The 23,367-nt window shown below is 49.6% G+C and carries 20 protein-coding genes; 12 read left to right on the top strand and 8 right to left on the bottom strand.

Features of this window, described 5'->3' with window-relative positions:
* Positions 1-93 precede the first annotated feature (93 nt).
* Positions 94-438 carry a GIY-YIG nuclease family protein gene (locus GS398_RS09385; protein WP_160906505.1) on the top strand — a complete coding sequence of 115 codons (345 nt, stop codon included), beginning with the start codon at positions 94-96 and terminating at the stop codon, positions 436-438.
* Positions 439-1,181: 743 nt separating this feature from the next.
* On the opposite strand, the gene GS398_RS09380 is transcribed toward GS398_RS09385, so the two are convergent.
* The 3 genes from GS398_RS09380 to GS398_RS09370 all read right to left on the bottom strand — a co-directional run bounded on the left by GS398_RS09380 (position 1,182) and on the right by GS398_RS09370 (position 7,827).
* The gene (locus GS398_RS09380) at positions 1,182-1,859 is read right to left on the bottom strand and encodes a fasciclin domain-containing protein (protein ID WP_160906504.1); all 678 of its coding nucleotides are present in this window, start codon (positions 1,857-1,859) and stop codon (positions 1,182-1,184) included.
* Between the two features lie 234 nt (positions 1,860-2,093).
* Entirely contained in the window at positions 2,094-5,258 is a 3,165-nt protein-coding gene (locus tag GS398_RS09375) for a PD40 domain-containing protein (RefSeq protein ID WP_160906503.1), read from the bottom strand.
* Positions 5,259-5,394: 136 nt separating this feature from the next.
* On the bottom strand, positions 5,395-7,827 hold the full coding sequence (locus GS398_RS09370) for a transglycosylase domain-containing protein (RefSeq protein ID WP_160906502.1): 2,433 nt from the start codon (positions 7,825-7,827) through the stop codon (positions 5,395-5,397).
* Positions 7,828-7,984: 157 nt separating this feature from the next.
* Between GS398_RS09370 and GS398_RS09365 the strand changes: the two genes are divergently transcribed.
* A complete protein-coding gene (locus tag GS398_RS09365; RefSeq protein WP_160906501.1) occupies positions 7,985-8,863 on the top strand; it encodes a polyphosphate kinase 2 family protein in 879 nt (292 codons plus the stop codon).
* Between the two features lies 1 nt (position 8,864).
* Here the strand turns inward: GS398_RS09365 and GS398_RS09360 are convergent, their stop codons facing one another.
* Entirely contained in the window at positions 8,865-9,149 is a 285-nt protein-coding gene (locus tag GS398_RS09360; RefSeq protein ID WP_160906500.1) for a GNAT family N-acetyltransferase, read from the bottom strand.
* 392 nt (positions 9,150-9,541) lie between these two features.
* Between GS398_RS09360 and GS398_RS09355 the strand changes: the two genes are divergently transcribed.
* Positions 9,542-11,755 (top strand): T9SS type B sorting domain-containing protein, encoded by a 2,214-nt coding sequence (locus GS398_RS09355; RefSeq protein ID WP_160906499.1) that lies wholly within the window; start codon positions 9,542-9,544, stop codon positions 11,753-11,755.
* On the opposite strand, the gene GS398_RS09350 is transcribed toward GS398_RS09355, so the two are convergent.
* Entirely contained in the window at positions 11,756-12,994 is a 1,239-nt protein-coding gene (locus GS398_RS09350) for a TCR/Tet family MFS transporter (RefSeq protein WP_160906498.1), read from the bottom strand.
* A 114-nt stretch (positions 12,995-13,108) separates the two neighbouring features.
* Here GS398_RS09350 and GS398_RS09345 point away from each other — a divergent pair, with 114 nt between their 5' ends.
* Positions 13,109-13,417: a hypothetical protein gene (locus GS398_RS09345; protein ID WP_160906497.1), complete on the top strand. Its 309-nt coding sequence runs from the start codon at positions 13,109-13,111 to the stop codon at positions 13,415-13,417.
* Positions 13,418-13,616: 199 nt separating this feature from the next.
* Here the strand turns inward: GS398_RS09345 and GS398_RS09340 are convergent, their stop codons facing one another.
* Positions 13,617-14,711 (bottom strand): glycosyltransferase family 2 protein, encoded by a 1,095-nt coding sequence (locus GS398_RS09340; RefSeq protein ID WP_369410247.1) that lies wholly within the window; start codon positions 14,709-14,711, stop codon positions 13,617-13,619.
* 46 nt (positions 14,712-14,757) lie between these two features.
* On the opposite strand from GS398_RS09340, the gene GS398_RS09335 reads away from it, so the two are divergent.
* Together GS398_RS09335 and corA are read left to right on the top strand one after the other, a co-directional pair.
* Positions 14,758-15,366 (top strand): WbqC family protein, encoded by a 609-nt coding sequence (locus GS398_RS09335; RefSeq protein ID WP_160906496.1) that lies wholly within the window; start codon positions 14,758-14,760, stop codon positions 15,364-15,366.
* Between the two features lie 2 nt (positions 15,367-15,368).
* Positions 15,369-16,487: a magnesium/cobalt transporter CorA gene (corA, locus tag GS398_RS09330; protein ID WP_160906495.1), complete on the top strand. Its 1,119-nt coding sequence runs from the start codon at positions 15,369-15,371 to the stop codon at positions 16,485-16,487.
* 18 nt (positions 16,488-16,505) lie between these two features.
* On the opposite strand, the gene GS398_RS09325 is transcribed toward corA, so the two are convergent.
* Together GS398_RS09325 and GS398_RS09320 are read right to left on the bottom strand one after the other, a co-directional pair.
* Positions 16,506-18,107, bottom strand: a complete 1,602-nt coding sequence (locus GS398_RS09325; RefSeq protein ID WP_237488150.1) for an arylsulfatase — start codon at positions 18,105-18,107, stop codon at positions 16,506-16,508.
* Positions 18,108-18,129: 22 nt separating this feature from the next.
* Entirely contained in the window at positions 18,130-18,552 is a 423-nt protein-coding gene (locus tag GS398_RS09320; RefSeq protein WP_160906494.1) for an acyl-CoA thioesterase, read from the bottom strand.
* 56 nt (positions 18,553-18,608) lie between these two features.
* Here GS398_RS09320 and GS398_RS09315 point away from each other — a divergent pair, with 56 nt between their 5' ends.
* From GS398_RS09315 to rpe, 6 genes are all read left to right on the top strand, one after another.
* A complete protein-coding gene (locus tag GS398_RS09315; protein WP_160906493.1) occupies positions 18,609-19,049 on the top strand; it encodes a DUF5990 family protein in 441 nt (146 codons plus the stop codon).
* Positions 19,050-19,053: 4 nt separating this feature from the next.
* Complete coding sequence (locus tag GS398_RS09310; protein ID WP_160906492.1) at positions 19,054-19,248, top strand: hypothetical protein; 195 nt, start codon at positions 19,054-19,056, stop codon at positions 19,246-19,248.
* Positions 19,249-19,252: 4 nt separating this feature from the next.
* Positions 19,253-19,867: an IMPACT family protein gene (locus GS398_RS09305; RefSeq protein ID WP_369410246.1), complete on the top strand. Its 615-nt coding sequence runs from the start codon at positions 19,253-19,255 to the stop codon at positions 19,865-19,867.
* A 112-nt stretch (positions 19,868-19,979) separates the two neighbouring features.
* Complete coding sequence (rpsO, locus tag GS398_RS09300) at positions 19,980-20,258, top strand: 30S ribosomal protein S15 (RefSeq protein WP_160906491.1); 279 nt, start codon at positions 19,980-19,982, stop codon at positions 20,256-20,258.
* A 126-nt stretch (positions 20,259-20,384) separates the two neighbouring features.
* On the top strand, positions 20,385-22,529 hold the full coding sequence (gene pnp / locus GS398_RS09295) for a polyribonucleotide nucleotidyltransferase (protein WP_160906490.1): 2,145 nt from the start codon (positions 20,385-20,387) through the stop codon (positions 22,527-22,529).
* Positions 22,530-22,700: 171 nt separating this feature from the next.
* Complete coding sequence (rpe, locus tag GS398_RS09290) at positions 22,701-23,366, top strand: ribulose-phosphate 3-epimerase (RefSeq protein ID WP_160906489.1); 666 nt, start codon at positions 22,701-22,703, stop codon at positions 23,364-23,366.
* Position 23,367: the final 1 nt, after the last annotated feature.

Here is a 23,367-nt window from a genome sequence, read left to right as displayed (position 1 = left end):
TAGTAACTTTATGCTCATAAAATTAGTAAATATTTTTAACACAGCAAAAATAAACTAATACAATTAGTCCGGCAACAATTAAGCAATATAATAATGAAAAAGTATGTATATGTAGTGACCGACCGAAACCGCAGCTCGCTGCATGTAGGAATGAGCGCCGACCTGGCGAAAACCATGAAGTTTTACAGGGAAATGCCCAACCTGTTCTTTGATTCGGGTCAGCAATTAACGCGGCTCGTTTATTTTGAGGAGCTCAACTCAGAGGAAACCGCCTTGCAGCGTTTTAAATTAATCAGCAGGTTTACACGTATGCAAAAAGAACGGTTGATACGCCCGGTAAACCCGGATTGGCTTGATCTTTCTATCGGCTTAAATTATGAAAAGGTGATGTTTACCCGCCACGCGGCGCAGCAACAGCAGGTGATTAGTTTGTTTTGATGCCATCCTTCGCCCGGAGTAGATTGTACCATGAAAATAGTCTTGTATAATTCATACAATCGTTTCGGCCGTGATCATTACCACTTGCTGAAGACTTATAGATCGCCGACAGCTATATTGCGAATTCCGGCACGCCTCAAAGAATTTGTCAGCCAGTTAACAGGCCGCAAATTGTGTTAAAACGGGTAAGCACGGTGTAAACAAGCCGCCCCAAAGTTTCACGAACTGATCCTGAGTTAATCCTGTGGACCGTAAGGTGCCGATAAGGGGAAGTCGCTGTCAGCCGTTCGGGCGGATTCCTTATATTAACTATGAAATATAGTAACCATTAAAACGCTTGTTGGACGGCTATGCCTTTGGAGAGAGCTCCGAAAGGGGAGAGGAACAGGTTAAGCCTTCCCAATATATTGCTTAATCCGATGTAACTGGGAGATAACTGGGGCCACATTGTTGTGGCTGTACGCCGCCGCGATACGGTCGCTGTAATCGTTTCTGGAAACCATATGGAGAATTTGCGTAAAAACAGGAACACGCCATCGGAGCAGCAACAGGAACTTATTATATTAAGATAATGATCATTTAAATGATCTTTATTGCCCTGATTATTGTCTCCGCAGGTTCAGGGGTGATCTCCTAAGTTGTCCTTATCTGCTTAGAACAAGGTAAAAGCTAAGAAAGCTCCCCATAACCACGTTGAAACCTGGTTATGGAAAGCTCTCTTCCATAGGTAACATTTAAACTGTTTACTTAGGCAGTAACACGTTATTAATTACGTGTACTACGCCATTGGATTGTTCTGCATCGAACGTGGTAACCAATGCTTTGTTCCCATTTGAATCGGTAAGCTCCAGGTTGTGATTTTCATTTACCGATGCGGTGATCACATCACCTTCAACCGTGGTTAATTCGGCTTTGCCTTTTCCTTTGGCAATAGCCAAGGCGATATCCTTCTTGGTGAATTTCCCCGGAATTACATGGTACTTCACTACATTTTCAAGCTTGTCCTTACCGGCTGCGGTAGTGGTGTCGATGCTTCCCTGCGGTAATTTCTTAAACGCGTCGTTTGTCGGTGCAAACACGGTAAAATTGCCGCTTGCTGCAAGGGTGTCTGTAAGGCCTGTCGCTTTAATTGCACTTACCAGCGAAGTAAGTTCGGCCGCTTTGGAGGTATTGTCAATGATGCTTTTGCCAGGTACCATTAATACACCGCCGGCTACTTTTCCTTCGGTAGCGGCCTGGGCAGCGGGAGTTTGTGTCTGAACACTCGTGGTAGCGGTAGAACGACTGCTATCCTGTTTGGTTACGGGAACCTGCCGGGTGGCAATAGCCTTTTTTGAACTGTCGATCACCTGAGCATCCGATGAAGTTGAAAACAAGATCGCTGATGCGCTAACGGCTAAAATTAAAACGGACTTTTTCATAACGTTCTGCTTTTGGTTTTTATTCAATTGCTTTGGTTGTGTAGAATATTCCGTATGTTAATCCTTCCTTTAATTGTGTTGTTATTAAATTAACTTCTATATAATAAACTCATTTTTGGACGAGTTGTTGCCTTTCTCTTTTCCTGCCCTTATTAAATAATTGATTTGCAGCGTACTAAAAAACAAAAAGCGGCTGTTTTAAGTAGCCGCTTTTTTATTTCAAGTATGTGATGATTACCAGCCTGGCGCGAAATTAAGTCCGAAAACAGGTCCGCTTACATCTTTACGCTGGAACGGAAACGCTGCGTAGGGCTCAAGTACAAAGTACCCGAACACATTCACACGTAAAGATACACCGGCACTCATTGCGGGTATGCGTTCGTAAGATATCAAGGAGTTTCCCTGCTGGTCGGTAATTGGCTGACCATTAATATCACGTTGTATGCCAACTGCGCGAGGTGTGCCGCGGAACGCTACTTTCGAGTCGTTGTCATAAGCCAGTCCCATATCGAAGAACACATTCAGGTCGGAGAACAGGAACTTTGATGCAAAAGCGGATAGTTTTTCAGGGCCGGTAAAAGGCAACCTTAACTCGAGATTGGCAACTGCTATTTTTGTACCGATCAATTGGTTCAGGCTAAATCCTTCATTAGAACCGCGCAGTACACCATTTTTGTAAAACGAATTGTATTCGTAACCCCTGATCAGGTTTGGATAACCAACAAATTCACCGTAAAGCTTGCCCTGGTCGGGACCGAAACGGCTGGTATTGTACAAGCGTCCCGCAATGGTAACTGGCTTCAGGCGGATATAACGTCGCGCATCCGCGATAAGCGTTCCGAATTTATAATCGCCCATATAATTCGATACGCCGAAGCGGTAGCGGAAACCGCTTAAAGGGCTGGTTACGCCGAAAAAGGTATTATCTCCCACGAAGGCGGAGTTTACCCCGAATACATTGAAGTTAACAAAGTTCAGCCCGTATTGATTGTAGCTTGCGTTGGCCTCGTCAAGCGAAATCTTGTTACGATCGGAGCCACGGTAAGCGCCGCTCTGGTCGTAATAATCGCTGTAACGGTCGACACGATAATAATAGCGCGAGTAAGCGCCACCTAACTCGAACCTGGCCGTTCTGGAGAAGGGATAGCTGCCAAATACCTGGAACTGGTCTTCAAAAGTGCGGATAATATCATAGCTCGAGCGGTAGTACTGATCTTCGACGCCGTAGGACGAATAGGCAGACACATAAGGGATGTGCGATACTGCACCACCCCAGTTGATCCGGCTCTTCTGGTTCACATAAGCTACAGATCCGCCAAAATCGTAGATCTCGCCATTGATAGAAAGTGCGCTATAAATTTGGTTGCGGCCGAGGATGTCACTAAAAATGCCCTGGATCCCGCTGGATAAGCCGGAACTGAAACGTCCTACCGAAGCCCCTACGCCATTGCTGGATAAATAATCAAGCTTAAATTGGGAGCGGTAAGGAACGGTCCGGATCGAGTCGTTGGGGATCTCTTCAAACCGTTCGAAGTTGTCGAGGTTGGCGTTGATCAGGTCCACGCCCATCGACTTGGCAGGAGGGAGGTTGGCTGCGTCGAAGTTCAGGTCGTTGGTCTCTACCTTCACCGCCTTAAAATCCTTCGGTTTTGCATTATAAATGGTGTAGCGTTGCGCGCGGTAATAAGAATAAATAATGTCGTCGTTCCTGGAAACGCTTAGTGCTGGCGAGAACTCGGTAATGCCGCTGATACCGGTAAAGTAATCGGTAAGCTGCTCGATGCCGCCGGTTGCCACCGTGTAACGGTACATGTTGCGGAATCCATCGCGGTTAGACAGGAAATAGATCTGGGAATCGTTTGCCGAAAACTGCGGGTTCAGGTTATTGGCGCCCTCGAACGCGTTCAGGCCGGTCACTTTTTTGGTAGCGACGTCGATAATAGCCAGGCTGAAAGGTATTTCTACTGTTTTATCGCTGCTGTCATAGGTAGTTCGGTCTGTGCTGAACACGATACGTTTTCCGTCTCTCGAGAAGCTCGGGTGATAATCAGAATATTTATCATTGGTAAGCTGCGTGATGCGTTTCGCGTTCAGGTTAAACAGGTAGAGATCGCTCTGGCCATTTTTGAGACCTGCAAAAGCAATATCCTGCCCGTTTGGCGACCAGGTTAAATTTCCAAACTCACCCACCTCGTCCATACTTTCGGTGGCAAGGTTTCGTCCGGAGTTAGCGTCGACTATAAACAACCGGATCTTGCCCGAGCTGTATGCGCTGAATGCGAATTTGCTGCCATCCGGCGACCAGGCGCCTGCCGACTCGATAAAGCTGAATTCGTCGATATGCGAGTTGCGGGCTTTACTGGTGAGCTTACGTACGATTTTGCCTGTTTGTGCATCCGCGAGGAAAAGGTCGATGCTCAGCAGGTCCTTCTCCGAGAGGAAAGCTACGTATCTCCCGTCGGGCGAAACAGCCGGCGCCACGTTATAGGTCTCGCCGCCGTTCTTTTCATCAATGATCTTACGCCCGGTAGGGATTTGCGAAGTATCTTTTAAGAAAGGCTTGTAGGTGTTTTCCACGCTTGTTTTCCACAAGCTCGACAGCGTACGCTCGTCATAGCCGAAGGTGCGGCGAATGGCCATCTGGTAACCGTATTTGGCGGTCATCTTGAAAAACGGTACGATGATCGTGTCCCCATAGGTCGACCCGATATAAGACCAGAACGCCTGTCCGTAACGATAAGGGAAATATTTATTGCTTTCGGTAAGGTCCCTTAATGATGGAATGTCTTTATTCAGGTATGCATCCCGCATCCACATCGAGGTGTACGAATCCCGTTTGCCGATAGAGAGGTATTCTGCCATCCCTTCAACCATCCATAACGGCAGGTTTCCGATGTTCTCCAGGTTGGTCGAATCCCCTTCGATCAGCGAGTGATACTGGAATGCGTGCACCAGCTCATGCCCGAGAACGTGCCGTGTTTGTGCGTTTATCTGCGTGATCGGCATTACCACACGGTTTTTCATCCCTTCGGTAACACCGCCGGTCCCCACCCCGATCTCTCCGTCAATCGCCGTGGTCTGCTGGAAGTCAGGCGCGTTTTCGTACAGGATAATGGGGTTCTTGCGCTTAAACGTATCGCGGAACACCTGCTGGTGAAGATCGTACCATGTTTCGCTTTCCTTGGCAAAACGCTTGATAAGGCTGTCATTATTAAGGTAATAATAAAGCTCGTAATGCGGGGTCTGGTAGACTTTGAATTTCAGGTTCTTGTAGCGAACCTTGTTTTGTCCAAAATATTGAGCGCTGGCAGGAGTGACCGCAGCCAGCAACGCGACTAAAGTAATTACGGAGAAAAAGCGGAGAGGAGCTTTATACCGCGGTAAGTCTGTGTGTTGCATATAAAATGTATAGATTGGAATATATTCTAAGTTACGTATTTTTCTGGTTTACGGTTGGCGGCCTGGTTATGATTAAATCAATTGGTAATCAAATTGTTTTAAGGCGATCGATCGTACAGGTGCCAAATTAAAAACGTTACATGAAATCAAGATGAAATAGCCTGCGGCCTATGAGCCTTTTTTCGCCAGGAACATCTGCGATGATCTTTCTCAGGCTTGATGGCTGTTTGCCGCCCTGGTCCCGTGTTCCGGCGCCGGGGTTATTGCCTGTTCCGGGCTCTGGAAGGGGCTCTTCACCCGGGGGAATGATCAATGAATCGATCGCCGTGCTGTCTGAAGTGGTGCTGTCTGGCTCGAAATATTGCGGGGTGGGGCAGTAATAATTGCGGTTTATTTTTACACCGGCTTTCGGGAAGGGCCCCTGGGTGATCCCGGTTTTGGGATCTTTATACACCTTATCCATAAACCGTCCGAAGATGGGAAGGGCGGTATGCGCGCCTTCGCCGGTGCCGGAGGAGTTAAAATGAATGCTGCGGTCGTCGCAACCCACCCATATCCCTGTTACCAGGTCTTTGGTGATGCCCATGTACCAACCGTCTACGAAATCGGAGGAGGTGCCTGTTTTACCACCGATCTGGTTGCCCTTTTTCCATAGATCGGGAAACTCCCAAAGGGATTGTGAAGTACCGCCGGGCTCTTCCATGCCCCCGCGGAACATATACAGCATCAGCCAGGCGATTTCTTCGGAAATGGCACGTTCCTGCTTGGGCTGGAACTCCGCCAGCAGCGTACCGTCCTGGTCCATGATTTTTTCTACCAGGATGGGCTCGGTCTTCATTCCTTTATTCAGGAAGGTGCCATACGCTTTTACCATTTCAAAAACCGACACATCATTCGGTCCGAGGCTTACCGAAGGCACGGATTTAAGCGGGCTTTCGATACCACAGGCGTGGGCATATTTAACCACGTTGTCCCATCCTACCTTTTCGGTAACCTGCGCCGTAATAGAGTTTACCGATTTACCCATCGCCCAGCGCAGCGACATAGGGCGCCAGCTAAAGTTCCAGTCGGAGTTTTTAGGTTCCCAGTATTCGGTTTTGCCGTCTTCCTGGTATGGAATGCGCACCGGGCGATCGATCATCGTATCGCAGGGAGACATACCGGCTTCGAGCGCGGCGAGGTAAGCAAAAGGCTTAAAGGTAGAGCCTGCCTGCCGTTTCGACTGGTTTACGTGATCGTATTTAAAATAGTTGAAATCGATGCCACCCACCCAAACTTTGATCTTCCCGGAAAACGGGTCCAGTGTCATCATGCCGGTATTTAACAGCTTTACATAGTAGGTCACCGAGTCGATGGTGGAATATTCCACCTCCTTATTGCCGCCCCAGCTGAAGATCTTCATTTTCTTTTTGCGGTTCAGGTAAAAACCGATCGAGTCGGCATTGCCGGCGAAACGTTTCCTGAGGTATTCGTATACCGGCAATCGCTGAACGGTTTTGTCGATAAAATCAGGGATTTCCACGCCCTTCGAATCACGCCAGGGGTTCTGGCCGCTCCAGATGTTGTCAAACCGCCGCTGCAGCAGCTTCATTTGTTCGGCTACGGCTTCTTCGGCATGGCCCTGGAGCCGTGAATCGATGGTGGTGTAAATTTTCAGTCCGTCTTCATTCAGGTCGCGGTCGTTTTCTTCGCACCATTTATCCAGGTAACGGGCCACCGCGTTGCGCAGGTAGGAATCGCCCTGGCTGTCGTTCTCCAGGTTTCCCTGCGAGACCTTCAGCGGCTTTACGGTGTCTGCCTTAAACTCAGCATCGGTGATGTAGTCATATTTCCGCATTTGCGAAAGCACTACGTTCCGCCTTTTCAGCGCGTCCTGTGGGTTGTTAATCGGGTTATACAGCGTGGTGCCTTTCAGCATGCCTACCAGCGTGGCCGATTCCTCTGTACGAAGCATGCCGGGTTCACGGTTAAAGAAGCGTTTCGCAGCGGTTTTTATCCCATAAGTGTTGTTGCCGAAGGGAACGGTGTTCAGGTAAAGCGTCAGGATCTCGTCTTTGGAATAGTGGCTTTCAAGCTTAAATGCGGTCGACCATTCCTTTAGTTTGAACACAATGGTCCGCACGAGCGGGATGTGCCTGATCAGCCCCTGCGATTTATTATAACGTGTACGATAGAGATTTTTTGCGAGCTGTTGGGTAATGGTGCTGCCGCCGCGCTTATCGCCGGACGCTGTAGATATCCCGCTGGAGATCAGGGAAATAATATCGACTCCCGAATGTTTGTAAAATCGCACGTCTTCTGTGGCCACCAATGCATGGATCACACTGGGCGCGATCTTATCGAAGGCCACCGGCGAACGGTTTTCGCGGTAGTACCTGCCTATGAGTACGCTGTCTGCCGTATATAGCTCTGAAGCAATGCGCATGTTCGGCTTACGTATATCGTTGATATCCACAGAATAACCGAAAAGCCAGAGGAAATTGAGTTCGAGCGCACAAAAGAAAAGGATAACGGAATAGATGAAAATAACGGCATAACGGAGAGGCTTATTCCTGATCTCTTTGAACATAACTGATTAGCAAAAAAACTAGATTAATGTTTTATGTTAAGCGCAAAATGGCGTCCCGTCAGTGAAACCTTTTTCGCTTTTGCACCTTTGCATAAAACCAGCTTTGATAACGAATTCGGGCAATTAAAATTACAGCGATAAATATATAAACTTACAAATGGATTCATGGATTAAAAAATTCAGGGTGGCTGAAGGCGCGCACGTCTCACTGGCTGAACACGCAACAGATTTTACCGGCGACATCGAAAAAGAAGATGCGGTAACCTTGCTCAACGACCTGAAACTGCGTATGAGCGGGTTACAGGAGAAATTATACGCTGGTGGTAAATATTCGCTCCTGCTGATCTTCCAGGCGATGGACGCGGCAGGTAAAGATAGTACCATTATGCATGTAATGAGTGGTATAAATCCGCAGGGATGCCAGGTATATAGTTTTAAGCAACCGTCGCTGGAGGAATCTAAGCACGATTTTTTATGGCGCCATAACAACGCCCTTCCGGGAAAGGGGAGTATCGGTATCCATAACCGCTCGCATTACGAGTCGGTGCTGGTAACACGTGTCCATCCTGAGTTCGTACTGAAAGAAAACCATGAAGGCATTAATAAGGCCGCCGATATTAAGGCCGGCTTCTGGAAGCGGCGATATCAGAGTATTGTAAATTTCGAGAAACATATTTCGCGCAACGGTACTGTGGTGGTTAAATTCTTTCTTCATGTATCAAAAGCGGAACAAAAAGAGCGCTTTTTAGATCGGATAGCAGATCCGCTTAAGAACTGGAAATTTTCTGCTGCTGATCTTGTTGAGCGTGAGCGCTGGGACGACTATATGGACGCTTATGAAAGAGCGATGTCTGCCACATCAACCTCTCATGCGCCATGGTACGTTATTCCTGCCGATAAAAAATGGTTTGCGCGCATCGCGGTAGCGAGATGTATCGTAAACGCCCTCGAATCCCTCGACCTGGAATTACCGAAATTAACGGGCGAAGCGACGGCGGAGCTTGAACGCTGCCGCGAACAGCTTCTGAAAGAGTAGTTTACCTGATGTAAACGTCGTTGTAGGCCGCCACCTTCCCGAATACGGAACGCGCAAACGGGCAGATAGGGAAGATCTTGAAAGAATTGTCGCGGGCATAGCTCACTGCCGCATCAACAAGAAGGTTACCCACGCCCTGCCCGCGCAAAATATCCGACACGAAAGTATGGTCGATCACGATCTTGTCGATCCCCGCAAAACTATAGGTCATTTCTGCCAGCAGCGTGCCGTCGGTTTCAACGTAGAACGACCCTTTCTGACTGTTTTCCTGGTGCTTGATTTCCATTGGGTTCTTTTACTTTTTTTACTGGCTGCCGGTCAATTTCTGTGCCGGAAGTTTACCCGGGAATTTATATCAATTTAACGGTTGCCGACAAAAACAGTTTCATTAAACGCTTGTTATTGGGATATGAATCTCTCAAAACATAGCCGCCGCGGGGTTTCCGACACCTTCATTTATGTGCTGGCCGTGACTGTAATACTCGTCCTTATGAGGGTGATCTATTTCAGCATGCTCTAGTCTGCCGGGATAAATCGGGTTTGAGCAAACCAATCGTTATTATTTCTCGTAACGACTAATATACAATAGCAATACTGTAAATTTGGTTAACAGCCAATTGCCATTATATCATGGAGATAAGGATCAAGCCTATTTTTCTTCCTGGGATTACAGGGCTTATGCTGTTTTTTTCTGTGAGATTGTGCGCGCAAGGCATTCCTTATGTTGAATGTCCGCCGAATATCGGTTTTGAACAGGGCGATTTTACAGGATGGGTATGCAAAACCGGCGATACCGATGTAGGCCTTCTTAACACGGGCGTTGTGCTGGGCCGTCATACCATCATTAACAGCGCCAGCTATGCTGAAGTGGATCCTTACGGTAATTTCCCCATCCTTTGCCCTAATGGCAGTAACTTTACCGTAAAGCTTGGAAATAACTCAACTTGTAAGGAAACCGAATCAATCTCGTATACTTTTAAGATTCCTGACGGCGCCAAAAACTATACGGTTACTTACAATTACGCGGTCGTTTTTGAAGATCCTGAACATGGAGCCAGCGAGCAGCCGCGCTTCGTGGCCAAAGTGTACGATGTGGCTACAGGCCGCGTTGAGCTTTGCGGCTCTGCGGATTATGTTTCTTCCTCGGCTATTCCCGGGTTTCAGAGATCGGATGCCAGGGGAAATGCGGGCCGCCCCCCGGGATGCCCCGACACCGGGCGTGGTAACGGCCAGGGAGGGGGAAACAATAACGGCCCGGCTACGGTCTATTTCAAACCGTGGTCGGCTGTAAATCTCGACCTTTCGGCGTATGCCGGAAGAGAGATCCGGCTGGAGTTCACCACGATGGATTGCACCATGGGCGGCCATTTCGGCTACGCTTACATCGATGTAAATGAAAATTGTACGTCGCCGATAGCGGGCAGTACCATTTGTCCGGGATCAGGTAACACCATGACGCTGGTCGGGCCGTCGGGCTATGCGTCTTATACCTGGTACACATCAGATTTTAGCAAGGTGCTTGGTAACGAATATACGCTCACCATCGATAACCTGCCGGCAGTTGGTACCATATTCCCCCTGAAGATCGTTCCTTACCCCGGTTATGGTTGTGAAACTACCCTTTATGCCGTTATAACCGCCTATAACGAGCCGATACTGTTAAACCTGCCCGAAACCATCGTCGCCTGCCGAACGGAACCGGTTGACCTCACAAGCCCGGCTTATGTAGCGGGCAGCACGCCTTATTTGAAGTATACTTATCATACCGACCCGGAAGGGCGCTTCTTTTACCCCAATCCCAAGTCGATCACATCCAGCGGCACGGTGTACGTAAAGGGATATATTCCCTCGGGTTGTTTTGTGATAAAGGCGGTGAACGTCATCGTGAATGAGCCGCCCGTATTAATAGTGAAGAGCCCGCCCAACGTATGTTACCCTTTAACCACGGATATTACACGGCCGGAGATCACCGCAGGCACCGATGTCGGCGTAACCCTATCTTACTGGTCTGATAGCCAGGCCACCAGGCGTGTGCTCAATCCAACCGCCATCGATTTAACCGGCACTTATTACATTAAGGCCGCCGATAAAAAAGGATGTTATGCCGTCAGGCCGATCAGCGTGGTAGTGGGTACCGTGCCGGTGATCAAAACCGCGCCGGTGATGGCCTGCGTCACGGCAAATATCACTGCCTCCTCTGTAACAGCGGGCAGCAGCAGCGGGTTGTTTTATACGTATTATACGGACGCGGATGCTTCAAAGGTCCTCGAGAGCCCGGCGGCTATCACCGAATCCAATACCTATTACATTAAAGGAACAAATTCCGCCGGTTGCTCCGGGATCTCGCCGGTGAAGGTTACCGTTTACCAATTGCCCGAGTTTACCTTAATACAACCGGAAGCGGTAGTTTACCCCACCGCTATCAGCCTCCCGTCGTTGATCAGTACGGTTAAGGATGGGCAAACCTATACTTATTCACTGGATGAAGCCGGTAAAAAGCCGGTGAAAAAAACTGCGGTGAACATCACCGGTACTTATTATGTTACGGCCACCAACGCCGGTGGCTGCAGTGTTACCAAACCGGTGTATATCCTCATCAAACCGCCTGACGACCCGGTGGTGACTTCCATCAACACTTTTACCCCCAATGGCGATGGGGTGAACGATTTCTTTAAGTTGGATATCACAGGCTTCCTGCGGGTGGTGTACTTTCGCATTTATACCCGCTGGGGCGAGCCGGTGTTCGAAACAGCGGACCTGAACCAGTTTTGGGACGGCACGCACCGAAGCAAAAAAGCGCCCATAGGCACTTATTACTGGGTGTTCGACTCTTTCGACGATTTCAGGAAAAAAGAGATCCGGCGTTCCGGATACATCACGCTGGTGCGGTAATTACGCTTTCCCGGTTCCCCGGTTTATGAACGAAGGTTTCTTCATACTTGCTGCCGCGATAACGATGCTGATGACCATAAAAATAGCTCCCGCCAGGAAAGGAGCTCCCGGGAAATAGATCGCGGCGCCTTTGCCCGTACACCAGGAAAATAGGTTGTTCATCAGCATCGGTCCGAAGATCATGGTAAGGCTCATGAGGCTGGTAAGCGTTCCCTGCAGCTCACCCTGCTCGTTTGATGGCACATGTTCGGTGATCACTGATTGAAGCGCCGGCCCCGCGATCCCGCCAAGGCAATAAGGCACCAGGAATGCAAACATCATCCACCCCTGGTTAGCGAACGCGAACAGTACGAGGCCGGCCGCATAAAGCCCAAGACCGACGTAAATACTTTTTTCGTTCCCTAACCGCGGGTTGGTAAAACGGATCAATCCGCCTTGCACACCCGCCACCAATACGCCCACTACGGTTAACGAAATACCAATGAGGCCTTCGCCCCAGTTGAACTTCTCGATATTGACATATGCCCAGGTGCTTTGAACGGCATAACCGCCGATGTATACGAATACCAGCGCCAGGATGAGGCCGCCAACCCCTTTATATTGTTTAAGCTGGAGCACCGAGCCCAGCGGGTTGGATCTTACCCAGGAAAAAGGGCGGCGGTTTTCGGCTGATAATGATTCAGGAAGTACGAAATAACCGTAAATAAAATTCATTAAGGTGAGGCACGCGGCTACAATAAATGGCACGCGCGGGCCAAGCTCTCCCAGTAAGCCGCCGATGGCAGGGCCGATGATAAAGCCAAGCCCGAAAGCGGCCCCGATCATGCCGAAGTTTTTTGCCCGGTCTTCGGCCGTGCTGATGTCTGCGATGTAAGCCGATGCGGTAGTGAAGCTCGCGCCGGTAATACCTGCGATCACGCGGCCGGCCACCAGCCACCAGATGGTGGGCGCCAGCGACAGCAGGATATAATCCAGCCCGAATCCAAACAACGACAAGAGCAATACCGGCCGGCGCCCATATTTATCACTCAGGCTCCCGATGACCGGCGCACAAATAAATTGGGTAACGGCATAGGCCGACATCAGCCACGCATTCCACCGGGAGGCCTGGCTAAGGTCGCCATGGATCATTTGTTCAATCAGCCGCGGTAATACGGGGTAAATAAGTCCGAACCCGATCGTGTCTATCAGGAGCGTGACGAAAATGAACCCCATCGCTGCTTTTCTAGGTGTCGCCATATGTATCAGTACCCGCCTGTGAGCGGAGCGCAAAAATGCAATTTTTTAATGCGTTAAAACAATTTTTCCTGTTGCCTGCTTATGTAGCTATTACAACAAAATAAACTCAACAACATGAAAAAGAAAATCTATGTTCTGGTTGCATTCCTCATGATGGGATTCACTACGATGGCCGCTGATGTTAAGGACGACAAAAAAGCGCCCGAGCTTACTGAACAGCAGCAAGTACGGATCCAGGAAATAAAACAAAGAGTTGAAGAGATCAAGTCGATGGATAAATCGAGCCTCAGCCGCGAAGAACGCAAAGAGCTGAAAAGCGAGCTGAAAGCCATGAAGAAAGAAGCCCGTGCGATGGGTGGCGGCGTATACCTTTCTGTAGGTGCCATCATCATCATCATCCTGGTGCTGATCCTGATACTGTAGGAAGTTGGGAAAATGGGGAATAGGGAGTAGAGAACAGAGAACAGAAAACAGAAAATAGAGAATAGAAAACAGAAAATAGGAAACATAGAATAGAAATCCTCATTACCCGTTCCCTTTTTCTCTATTTTCTATTGCCTATTTTTCTATTTCCTATTCTCTATTTTCTGTTTTCTATTTTCTACTTTCTACTCCCTATTCTCTATTCCTCCTTCCCCCCCTTCACCACCTGCGCAAACTTCCTTTTCCCTTTCGCAAAATACGCCCACACCACGCTGCCGTCCCATTGGCCCTTGGCGTTAAATTCGGCGAAATTCTTTTCACGCTTCCGGCTTATTTTTCTGTAGTTCCAGGTGAAGTACCGGTGGGCATGGCTTATCGCGCCGGCGAGTTTAAATTTCCCTTGTAGTATAAAGCGCAGGAGCGAAATAAGATCAAGCCAGAAACGAATGAAAAGTATCATGCCTGCCTTATTGGGTGGGAGGTTCTTTTTCAGCATCACCAGGTTATTCCTGAAGTTTAGGTAAGTCTTAAACGGACTGTCGCTTTGCAGGGTGCCGGCGCCTACGTGGTACACGGTGCTTTCCGGGCACGACATTACCTTGTAGCCGCGGTTTTTAAGCCGCCAGCAGAGATCGATCTCTTCCATGTGTGCAAAAAAATCGGCGTCGAACCCGCCGCAGGCATCCCAGCAACTTTTGCGGATAAAAAAAGCCGCGCCCGATGCCCAGAAGATCTCCCCGGCAGTGTCGTACTGACCCGAATCTTCCTCTACCGAATCGAATATCCTGCCGCGGCAAAACGGGTAGCCATACCGGTCGATATAGCCACCGGCCGCACCTGCGTGCTCAAAATATTGCCGCTTATGCCACGAAAGGATCTTGGGTTGTGCTGCCGCGATGGCCGGGTCGCTTTCCATGAGCTTAATAACGGGCTCTATCCAGCCAGGAACAACTTCCACGTCCGAGTTGAGCAATACGAAATAATCGGCATCTATATGTTCCAGCAACCGGTTGTAGCCGCCGGCATAACCATAATTCCGGTCGTTTACACAGATTCGCACCTGCGGGAAGTGCAGGCGGGTAAATTCCAGCGAATCGTCCGTCGACGCATTATCGCCCAGTACCACCTCCAGGTTGGGATAAGTAGAGCCGCAAACAGCCGGCAGGAACCGCTCCAGGAAATGCCGTCCGTTCCAATTGATGATCACCACGGCCACTTTCGGAACAGAAGCCGACGGCTGATAGCTGACGGCTGATAGCTGACCGCTGATAACTGATAACTGACCCCTGATCACTGATAACTATTTATTACTTTCGGCGCCAGCAAACATACAGGATAGGATGGATAAAGGCACGATATTCCCATTATTTTACTTGCCGCCGGTACAATATTTCAGCGAGCTGAAGCATGCAAAAGATACGGTATTGCTCGAGCGCAACGAGCATTTCCCAAAACAAACCTACCGCAACAGGGCGGTGATCAGTTCGCACAATGGCAAGCTCGACCTGATCATACCGGTGATAAAAGGCTCGAAAGTGCACACACCTTTTAAGGATGTAAAAATCAGCTATGACTTCAACTGGCAGCGCCAGCATTGGATGAGCCTGCAAACCTGCTACCGGAGCGCCGCTTATTTCGAGTTTTACGAAGATGAGCTCGCATCGTTCTACGAAGAAAAAACTACTTTCCTGTTCGATTATAACGAGGCCCTGCTCCGCCTGTTGCTTAAGTTCCTGAAAATGCACATTCAATGGACATATACGACCGGTTACCAGCCTCCGTCCGCAGCCGTGGCCGATCTTCGCGGTAGCATTCACCCCAAAACGCGGTCTGACTTCCAGGCAAAGCCTTATTTCCAGCTGTTTGCCGACCGAAACGGATTTGCCTCCAACTTAAGCGTAATAGATTTGTTATTCAGCCAGGGACCCGGTAGTTCGGCGTACCTTTAACTATGTCGAAGATCAGGCGCATAACCATCAAACCAAAAAAATACCGCCAGGTAGCAGGTAACAGTCCGGGCGTGATCGAGCTCGATGCAGACGCCCTGGAACCGCTGATCACCGTTTTTTCTTACAGCGAAAGCGAGCTCATCAGCCAGGAGATTAAAAATTCCGGTGAGCTTGATGCGCACCTGGCAAAACACCAGGGCCTTACGCACTGGGTAGATATCCGCGGGCTGGGAAGCATGGAGCTGTTCGAATACATCGGCAAGCGCTTTAACATCCATAAACTGGTGCTCGAAGATATCGCGGGTACGCTCCAGCGCCCCAAGCTCGATGAATATGATGGATATCTTTTTGCTACCAGCCGCATGCTCTACCTCAACGACAACCTGGAGATCGAGAACGAACAGATGTCGTTCATCCTGATGCCCGATATCCTCATCAGCTTCCAGGAAAACTACCAGGATTGCCTGCACCCGGTAGTTACCAGGCTCGAAGGCGGAAAAGGCAATATCCGCTTCGCGGGATCATCTTACCTGATGTACACGCTGATGGACGTGATCATTGATAATTATTTCGGACTGATCTACCGGCTTGGCGACGAGCTCGACATGATCGAAGAGCTGTTATACCGTAAGCCCGACAAAAGCATTATGTACAAGATCCAGGAGATTAAGCGGGCTATGATCCTCATCCGCCGTGCGGCGTGGCCCGAACGCGACAAGATCAATGATATGATACGCAGCGACTCGCCGCTGATCACCCAGGATACCAAAACGTTCCTGAAAGATATTTACGACCATTGTATGCAGGTTGTGGACCTGGTGGAGAGCTACAAAGACGTAACCACCACGCTCATCGACATGAACCTCTCGATCATCAGCAATCGCATGAACGAGATCATGAAGGTGCTTACCATCATTTCTTCGATTTTTATCCCGCTTACCTTTATCGCAGGCGTATACGGCATGAATTTCTCCTACACCGATCCCGAAACCGGGAAGGTGCTGCATCACAACATGCCCGAGCTATACGCGGAAAACGGTTACCTGTACACATTGCTGGCTATGGGGTTGCTGGCCGCAATACAGGTCTTTTATTTCTACCGGAAAGGGTGGTTTAAGTAACGTTGGACATCTAAGGCATCAATCGCTTCTTTTCTTCTCCAGTTTGTCGAAGTCGATCACCCCGGCATGTTTTGTCCAATTTTCATAAAGGCCGACCAGCTCTTTCACTTTTGCCGGGTTTTTAGCGCCCAGGTCGTGTATTTCCGCCCTGTCTGAACGTATGTTATACAGCTGCCACTTGTTTGCCGGGAATTCCGAGACAAGTTTCCAGTCGCCCTGGCGCACCGCCCTGCTTCCCTCATGTTCGAAGAAAAGGGCCGGATGTCCTTTCCACAGGTTTCCGCGGAAGACGGGCAGCAGGCTGACGCCCTCGGCAGGGGTGATGGTGTTGCCACGATACTGTTTCGGGTAGGGAGCTGCGGCCAGCCCGAGACAGGTAGGCATCAGGTCGATTAAATGCGCCGGACGGTCGCTTTTTATGCCTGGTTTAACAATGCCCGGCCCATAAGCGATGAATGGGGTAGAGGTGCCGCCTTCGTATTCCCAATGCTTGAACATCCTGAACGGTGTATTGCTGACATTGGCGCCGGGAATGCCATAGGCCGTAAAGGAACCTGGTTCGCTGGCCATCTTCTGGCTGTTGGCGAACATTTGGGGAGTAAAGCCGGTCGGGTTAATTTTTTCGTGGCTCGCCCCGTTATCAGACAGGAACATGATCACCGTGTTTTTATCCTGCTTCAGCTCCCGCAATTTTTTACGCAGCCGGCCAATGTTCTGGTCCATTCGGTCGATCATGGCCGCATAAACAGCCATCTGGTCATCCCAACGTACTTTTTCGTCGGTGTTCAGCGTGTTCCAGTCGCGTAACGACGAATCGCGGGGAGACAATACCGCATTTGCCGGCAGGATCCCGCTTGCTTTCATTCGTTTAAATCGCTGCATGCGAAGCTCATCCCAACCCGCCATAAACTTGCCTTTGTATTTTTGGATATCTTCCGGGAGCGCCTGCAGCGGCCAATGCGGAGCCTGGTAAGCGAGGTACAGGAAAAACGGTTTACCCGATGGCTGCCCTTCGTCAATAAATTTGATCGCATAATCGGTATAGGCATCGGTGCTGTAGTAGCCGGGACCAGGATCGTACGGCTTATCATCCAGCGCGATGGTTAGCGTTTGGTTAGGGCGGTAGGGGATATTTCCAAAATAGCTGTTCGCACCGTCGATCAGTCCGAAATACCGGTCGAATCCCCGTTTTACCGGCCAATGCTCCGGGGCCTGGCCTACGTGCCATTTCCCCGCCATATAGGTGTTGTATCCACTGCGCTTCATCGCTTCTGCAATCGTTACCGAATTCTGGTTCAGGTATCCCTGGTAGGCGGGCTGTACCCGGGTATTTACCATATCGCCCACACCCGCCTGGTGCGGGTACAAGCCGGTAAGCAGCGATGCGCGCGATGGACAGCACCGCGACGCATTGTAAAACTGTGTCATCTTTAAGCCGCCGGCCGCCAGGGCATCCAGGTTCGGGGTCCGGGCGTCGCCGCCAAAACACCCGATATCTGAGTAACCCATGTCGTCCGCCAGGATAATAATAACGTTCGGTCGCTTTACTGCCTGCACGAACCCCATCGAAATCACCCCCAGCATCATCAGCGCCCCTGTAAATAATCTCCTTTTCCTCATTTTTTCAATTCTCTTTAGCCCTTCAAATCGAATACCTTCCGATCATCTCTTCCGTAACAGGCATACTCCGCCCGGATTTGATGTCGATCAGCACATAGTCGAACCAGCCGTCGCAGGCGATCTTGCCCGTTTTCTTTATCGTGATGTTAAACTGTACCCTACATCCTTTCCCGCTCATGTTTTCTATGCCTGTTTCTACGATAAATTCGTCGCCCATGCTCATAGGGCGTTTGTAATCTACGTGTGCCGTTTTTACCACCCATCCGTACCCTTGTTCCATAAACTCTTCCATGGGCATTTTATAAAAGCGCTCCATTTGGTCGTAACGGGCGGCAAGCACATAATCGAAATATTTACTGTTATGCACATGCTGAAACATATCGATATCGTCCGGCCGCACCCGGAACTCGGTGGTAAAACGACTATATGCGAAATCGTTGGTCATAAACGCATTTTTTTTCGAAATTAGGTTTTTGTATCTGAAAACCTTAATCTTAACCTATGAACCAGGAATTCATATGCAGGATTGTGCTCGAAAGCCCGAACGAAGGTGTTGACTTTAGTCTCCAGGAAGGCGGCGGCAATAACTACAAGATCGTGCAAAAGCAACGATCAGATGGCGCCAACCTGGTTTTCGAATGTATTGTCAGGGTTAAGCAAGGTAAGGACGACGCCCCCGATTTTCTTGGTAAGCAGGTGCATGGCGCTACCGGCGACCGCTTTATTTATATCGACATCGGTAAAAGCGCCGGCCAGTGGGATTCTGAATGGACACGCAGGTTAAAAGTGCCCCTGAGGGGCATCGGCTGGGATACGGTGAATATCCTGTTAAACGAAGAGTCCTTTGTATTGCAGGCGCAGGTTCCCGGCAAGGGCAGCGACGGTACGCCGAATTGTGCGACCGTGAAACCGTTTAAAGGTTGGAAACTCGAAAATAAATAAGCATATGGCGACGATTATTGGTATCGCTCCTCAGCTGGTTGTTTTTGTGATCTGCATCGAATTGACCGTTAGCGATGGATTGATATACCCGTTGGAATACAATTATTTGTTAAACCTGCTCTTTCCCGGGTACCATGATATGTTGCGTATAGCATCAGTGGAACGCCTGGAGACGGATTCCCGGATGGTAAAAATCTAACCTGGTGCTGTTCTCCGATACCTATAAAACCATAGCCGCTCCTTCCGAAGCGGCTTTCACCGATCGCGGCAGTCGTTTCATCGCCTTTGCTTACCCTGTCACTGCCGAAGAACAGGCTAAACCTTTATTAGACGCTTTACGTAAGCAGCATCCCCGGGCTGTTCATTTTTGCCGTGCAATGCGCCTTACGCCCGATCGGTCGGTTTTTCGTATCAGCGACGACGGCGAGCCGGCGGGATCTGCCGGGAGACCGATCCTCAACACGCTGTTATCGGCCGATGTTACCAACATATTTGTAGTAGTGGTGCGCTATTTCGGCGGTACGCTGCTTGGAGTGCCCGGCCTCATCAACGCTTACAAAACCGTAACGGTTCAGGCGCTCGCCTCCGCGGATATCGTTGAACGTACCATCAGCGATATTTATCGAATTGAATTTGGTTACGCCGTAATGAACGACGTGATGAAACTTATTAAGCAGCACGATCTTCCGGTTATCCACCAGCAGTTTGACAACCGATGCCTCCTTGAAATCGCAATTGCGAAAGGAAACGTTAACCGCATGATTGACATGGTGGGGGATATCAGCGGGGTTAAGAGTACTTACCTGGGTACGATTTAACCAGCGAAACACGTGTGATACAATATTGTTGATTCCCATTGTTAATTGTTCATTAATTATTACCTTTGCACCCAATTATAAAATTTTTAACCACTTTAATATTATTCAGGTAATGTATTTAAGTACAGAGTACAAAGCGAATATTTTCGCTAAGCACGGTAAAAGTGCAGCTGACACAGGCTCGGCCGAAGGTCAGGTAGCATTGTTTACCTCGCGTATCGCTCATTTAACAGGGCATTTGAAAAAGAACAAAAAGGATTTTTCAACACAGCTTGCCCTGCAGAAACTGGTAGGTAAACGCCGCGCCATCCTGGCATATCTTTACAAAAAAGATATCAACCGGTATCGTGCCATTATCAAAGCATTGGAATTAAGGGATATCATCAAATAATTCTTTGCCAAGCACATTAAAGCCATCTCAAGTTTACGGGGTGGCTTTTTATTTTTCGCAACAAAACAAAACCCAATAAAACAAGGTGCGCTCAAAAGAGGAAAAGTGCACCGAAAGCAAAACAACATGAGTTACAACGCAATTAAAAAAACGTTCGATCAGGGCGATGGCCGTATGATCGAAATCGAGACCGGTAAGCTTGCAAAACAGGCGGATGGCTCCGTAGTGGTAAAAATGGGCGACACGATGCTGCTGGCAACCGTGGTTTCGACCAGGGATGCAAAAGAAGGCATCGACTTTCTACCACTATCCGTGGATTACCAGGAGAAATATGCTTCCACGGGCCGCATCCCGGGAGGTTTCTTACGCCGCGAGGCACGTTTATCAGACTACGAAGTATTAATTTCACGCCTGGTTGACCGTGCGCTGCGCCCGATGTTCCCTGATAATTACCACGCCGACACGCAGGTAATGATCACCCTGATCTCTGCCGACAAAAACATCATGCCCGACAGCCTTGCCGGCCTCGCAGCTTCTGCGGCGCTTGCCGTATCGGATATCCCGTTTAACGGACCGATCTCTGAAGTGCGTGTGGCGAAGATCGACGGACAACTGGTGATCAACCCCCTGATGAGCGATCTTGAGCGTGCAACCCTCGAGTTTATCGTTGCCGGTTCTATGAACGACATCGGCATGGTGGAAGGTGAAGCCAGCGAGATCTCTGAATCGGAGATGATCGAAGCGATCGAATTTGCGCACAAAGCCATCAAGATCCAGGTGCAGGCACAGATCGAGCTTGCAGAGATGGTGGGCAAAACAAAAAAACGCGAGTACAACCACGAGCCGAGCAACCCTGAGCTTCGTGAGCAGGTTTTCGCCGCTACATACGACAAAGTTTACGCCATCGCCAAACTACAGTTGCCTAAGCATGAGCGCGGCGACCAGTTCGGCGCCGTATTAATGGACTTTATCGCCAGCTTAGGCGAAGAGATCGATAACGTGACCGGCTTCCTGGCTAAGAAATATTTCCACGATGTGCAGTACGATGCCATCCGCAATCTGGTCCTCGACGAAGGCATGCGCCTCGACGGCCGCGATGTACGCACCGTACGCCCGATCTGGAGCGAAGTAGGTTACCTGCCTTCCGCCCACGGATCGGCTGTGTTCACCCGTGGTGAAACTCAATCGTTAACCACTGTTACGCTGGGTGCAAAATCTGATGAGCAGATGATCGATGGCGCTTTTATCAACGGCTATAACAAGTTCCTGCTGCATTACAACTTCCCCGGCTTCTCGACCGGCGAAGTGCGTCCGAACCGTGGCGCAGGCCGACGCGAGATCGGTCACGGGAACCTGGCCATGCGTTCTTTGAAGAAAGTATTGCCTGATTCAGACCTTAACCCTTATACCATCCGCATCGTTTCGGATATTCTCGAGTCGAACGGCTCATCTTCTATGGCGACCGTTTGTGCCGGTACACTTGCACTGATGGATGCCGGCATCAAGATCAAAGCACCTGTTTCGGGAATTGCAATGGGATTGATCACCGATGAGAAAACAGGCAAATATGCCATCCTGAGCGATATTCTCGGTGATGAAGATCACCTGGGCGATATGGACTTTAAAGTAACCGGCACCGAAAAAGGTATCGTTGCCTGCCAGATGGACCTTAAGATCAACGGTTTACGTTGGGAAGTGCTCACTGCGGCACTTAACCAGGCTAAAGAAGCCCGCTTACATATCCTTGGCGAGATGAAGAAAACCATTTCTGCTTCTCGCGAAGATTATAAACCGCATGCGCCACGCATCGTTACGCTTCGTATCGATAAGGAATTTATCGGCGCCGTGATCGGGCCGGGCGGAAAGATCATCCAGGAAATGCAGCGTGAAACCGGTGCCACGATCTCCATCGAGGAGGTCGACAACCAGGGTATCGTAGAGATCTTCGCTGATAATAAAGCGGCTATCGATAAAGCCGTATCCCGTATCCGCGCAATTGCTGCCCGTCCGGAAGTAGGCGAGATCTATGAAGGAAAAGTGAAATCCATCATGCCTTTCGGTGCGTTCGTGGAGATCATGCCAGGCAAAGACGGCTTGCTGCACATCTCGGAGATCGACTGGAAACGGTACGAAACCATGGATGGCATCTTTAAAGTAGGCGACGAAGTACGCGTAAAACTGCTCGATATCGATAAACAGGGTAAACTTAAGTTATCGAGAAAAGCGCTGTTACCGCGTCCTCCTCGTCCCGACGAAAAAGGCGCTGAATAATAACCCGCTTAGAAGTTAATTTGAAGCCGTCCCATTCCGGGGCGGCTTTCTTGTTTAATAGATCCGTTTAGCGGTATATTCCCCGATGACTTCGCGGTGCCTTCTATGCGTTGTGGATAACGAAACATTGAACTTTTTGTGTCTCTTACATTATTGCTGTAAGTTTGAGCCATGAAGCACCTGGTTGCCCCATCTATTCTCGCAGCTGACTTTGCTAACCTGCAGCGCGATGTTGAAATGATCAACGAAAGCGAGGCCGACTGGATCCACGTAGATATTATGGACGGCGTTTTCGTTCCCAATATATCTTTCGGGTTTCCCGTGGCCGAGGCCATCGCTAAACACGCAAAAAAGCCGCTCGACGTTCACCTGATGATTGTAGACCCCGACCGTTATATTACCCGTTTCCGGGATGCCGGCGCAGCGGTGATCAGCGTCCATTATGAGGCCTGCACACATTTACACCGCACCGTTCACGCCATCCGCGAGGCAGGCTGTATGGCAGGAGTGGCCCTGAACCCCCACACCCCGGTGCACGTGCTGGAAGATATCCTGGAAGATATCGACCAGGTACTGCTTATGTCGGTTAATCCCGGTTTTGGCGGGCAGCAGTTTATCGGTCATACTTTTGAGAAGACCCGCAAACTGGCGGCCATGGCGGCCGGGCACGCGGTACATATCGAGATCGATGGCGGCGTGAGCAGCAGCAATGCCGGGGCGTTACTGGCGGCAGGCGCCAACGTGCTGGTGGCCGGAAACTTTGTATTCAGCGCTCCCGATCCGAGGCAGGTAATTGCAGGTCTTAAAAACCTCAGCCCCGAAGTAATGCAGGCATAAC

The sequence above is a fragment of the Hufsiella ginkgonis genome, assembly GCF_009834915.1.
Classification (GTDB): domain Bacteria; phylum Bacteroidota; class Bacteroidia; order Sphingobacteriales; family Sphingobacteriaceae; genus Hufsiella; species Hufsiella ginkgonis.
Note: the sequence above shows the minus strand (reverse complement) of the source record. Positions and strands in the feature narration are given on the sequence as shown.

Excerpts from the sequence above, each read along its gene's own strand:
- GS398_RS09385 (WP_160906505.1), top strand. The coding sequence starts at position 94 with ATGAAAAAGTATGTATATGTAGTGACCGACCGAAACCGCAGCTCGCTG.
- GS398_RS09380 (WP_160906504.1), bottom strand. The coding sequence starts at position 1,859 with ATGAAAAAGTCCGTTTTAATTTTAGCCGTTAGCGCATCAGCGATCTTG.
- GS398_RS09375 (WP_160906503.1), bottom strand. The coding sequence starts at position 5,258 with ATGCAACACACAGACTTACCGCGGTATAAAGCTCCTCTCCGCTTTTTC.
- GS398_RS09370 (WP_160906502.1), bottom strand. The coding sequence starts at position 7,827 with ATGTTCAAAGAGATCAGGAATAAGCCTCTCCGTTATGCCGTTATTTTC.
- GS398_RS09365 (WP_160906501.1), top strand. The coding sequence starts at position 7,985 with ATGGATTCATGGATTAAAAAATTCAGGGTGGCTGAAGGCGCGCACGTC.
- GS398_RS09360 (WP_160906500.1), bottom strand. The coding sequence starts at position 9,149 with ATGGAAATCAAGCACCAGGAAAACAGTCAGAAAGGGTCGTTCTACGTT.
- GS398_RS09355 (WP_160906499.1), top strand. The coding sequence starts at position 9,542 with ATGCTGTTTTTTTCTGTGAGATTGTGCGCGCAAGGCATTCCTTATGTT.
- GS398_RS09350 (WP_160906498.1), bottom strand. The coding sequence starts at position 12,994 with ATGGCGACACCTAGAAAAGCAGCGATGGGGTTCATTTTCGTCACGCTC.
- GS398_RS09345 (WP_160906497.1), top strand. The coding sequence starts at position 13,109 with ATGAAAAAGAAAATCTATGTTCTGGTTGCATTCCTCATGATGGGATTC.
- GS398_RS09335 (WP_160906496.1), top strand. The coding sequence starts at position 14,758 with ATGGATAAAGGCACGATATTCCCATTATTTTACTTGCCGCCGGTACAA.
- corA (WP_160906495.1), top strand. The coding sequence starts at position 15,369 with ATGTCGAAGATCAGGCGCATAACCATCAAACCAAAAAAATACCGCCAG.
- GS398_RS09325 (WP_237488150.1), bottom strand. The coding sequence starts at position 18,107 with ATGAGGAAAAGGAGATTATTTACAGGGGCGCTGATGATGCTGGGGGTG.
- GS398_RS09320 (WP_160906494.1), bottom strand. The coding sequence starts at position 18,552 with ATGACCAACGATTTCGCATATAGTCGTTTTACCACCGAGTTCCGGGTG.
- GS398_RS09315 (WP_160906493.1), top strand. The coding sequence starts at position 18,609 with ATGAACCAGGAATTCATATGCAGGATTGTGCTCGAAAGCCCGAACGAA.
- GS398_RS09310 (WP_160906492.1), top strand. The coding sequence starts at position 19,054 with ATGGCGACGATTATTGGTATCGCTCCTCAGCTGGTTGTTTTTGTGATC.
- rpsO (WP_160906491.1), top strand. The coding sequence starts at position 19,980 with ATGTATTTAAGTACAGAGTACAAAGCGAATATTTTCGCTAAGCACGGT.
- pnp (WP_160906490.1), top strand. The coding sequence starts at position 20,385 with ATGAGTTACAACGCAATTAAAAAAACGTTCGATCAGGGCGATGGCCGT.
- rpe (WP_160906489.1), top strand. The coding sequence starts at position 22,701 with ATGAAGCACCTGGTTGCCCCATCTATTCTCGCAGCTGACTTTGCTAAC.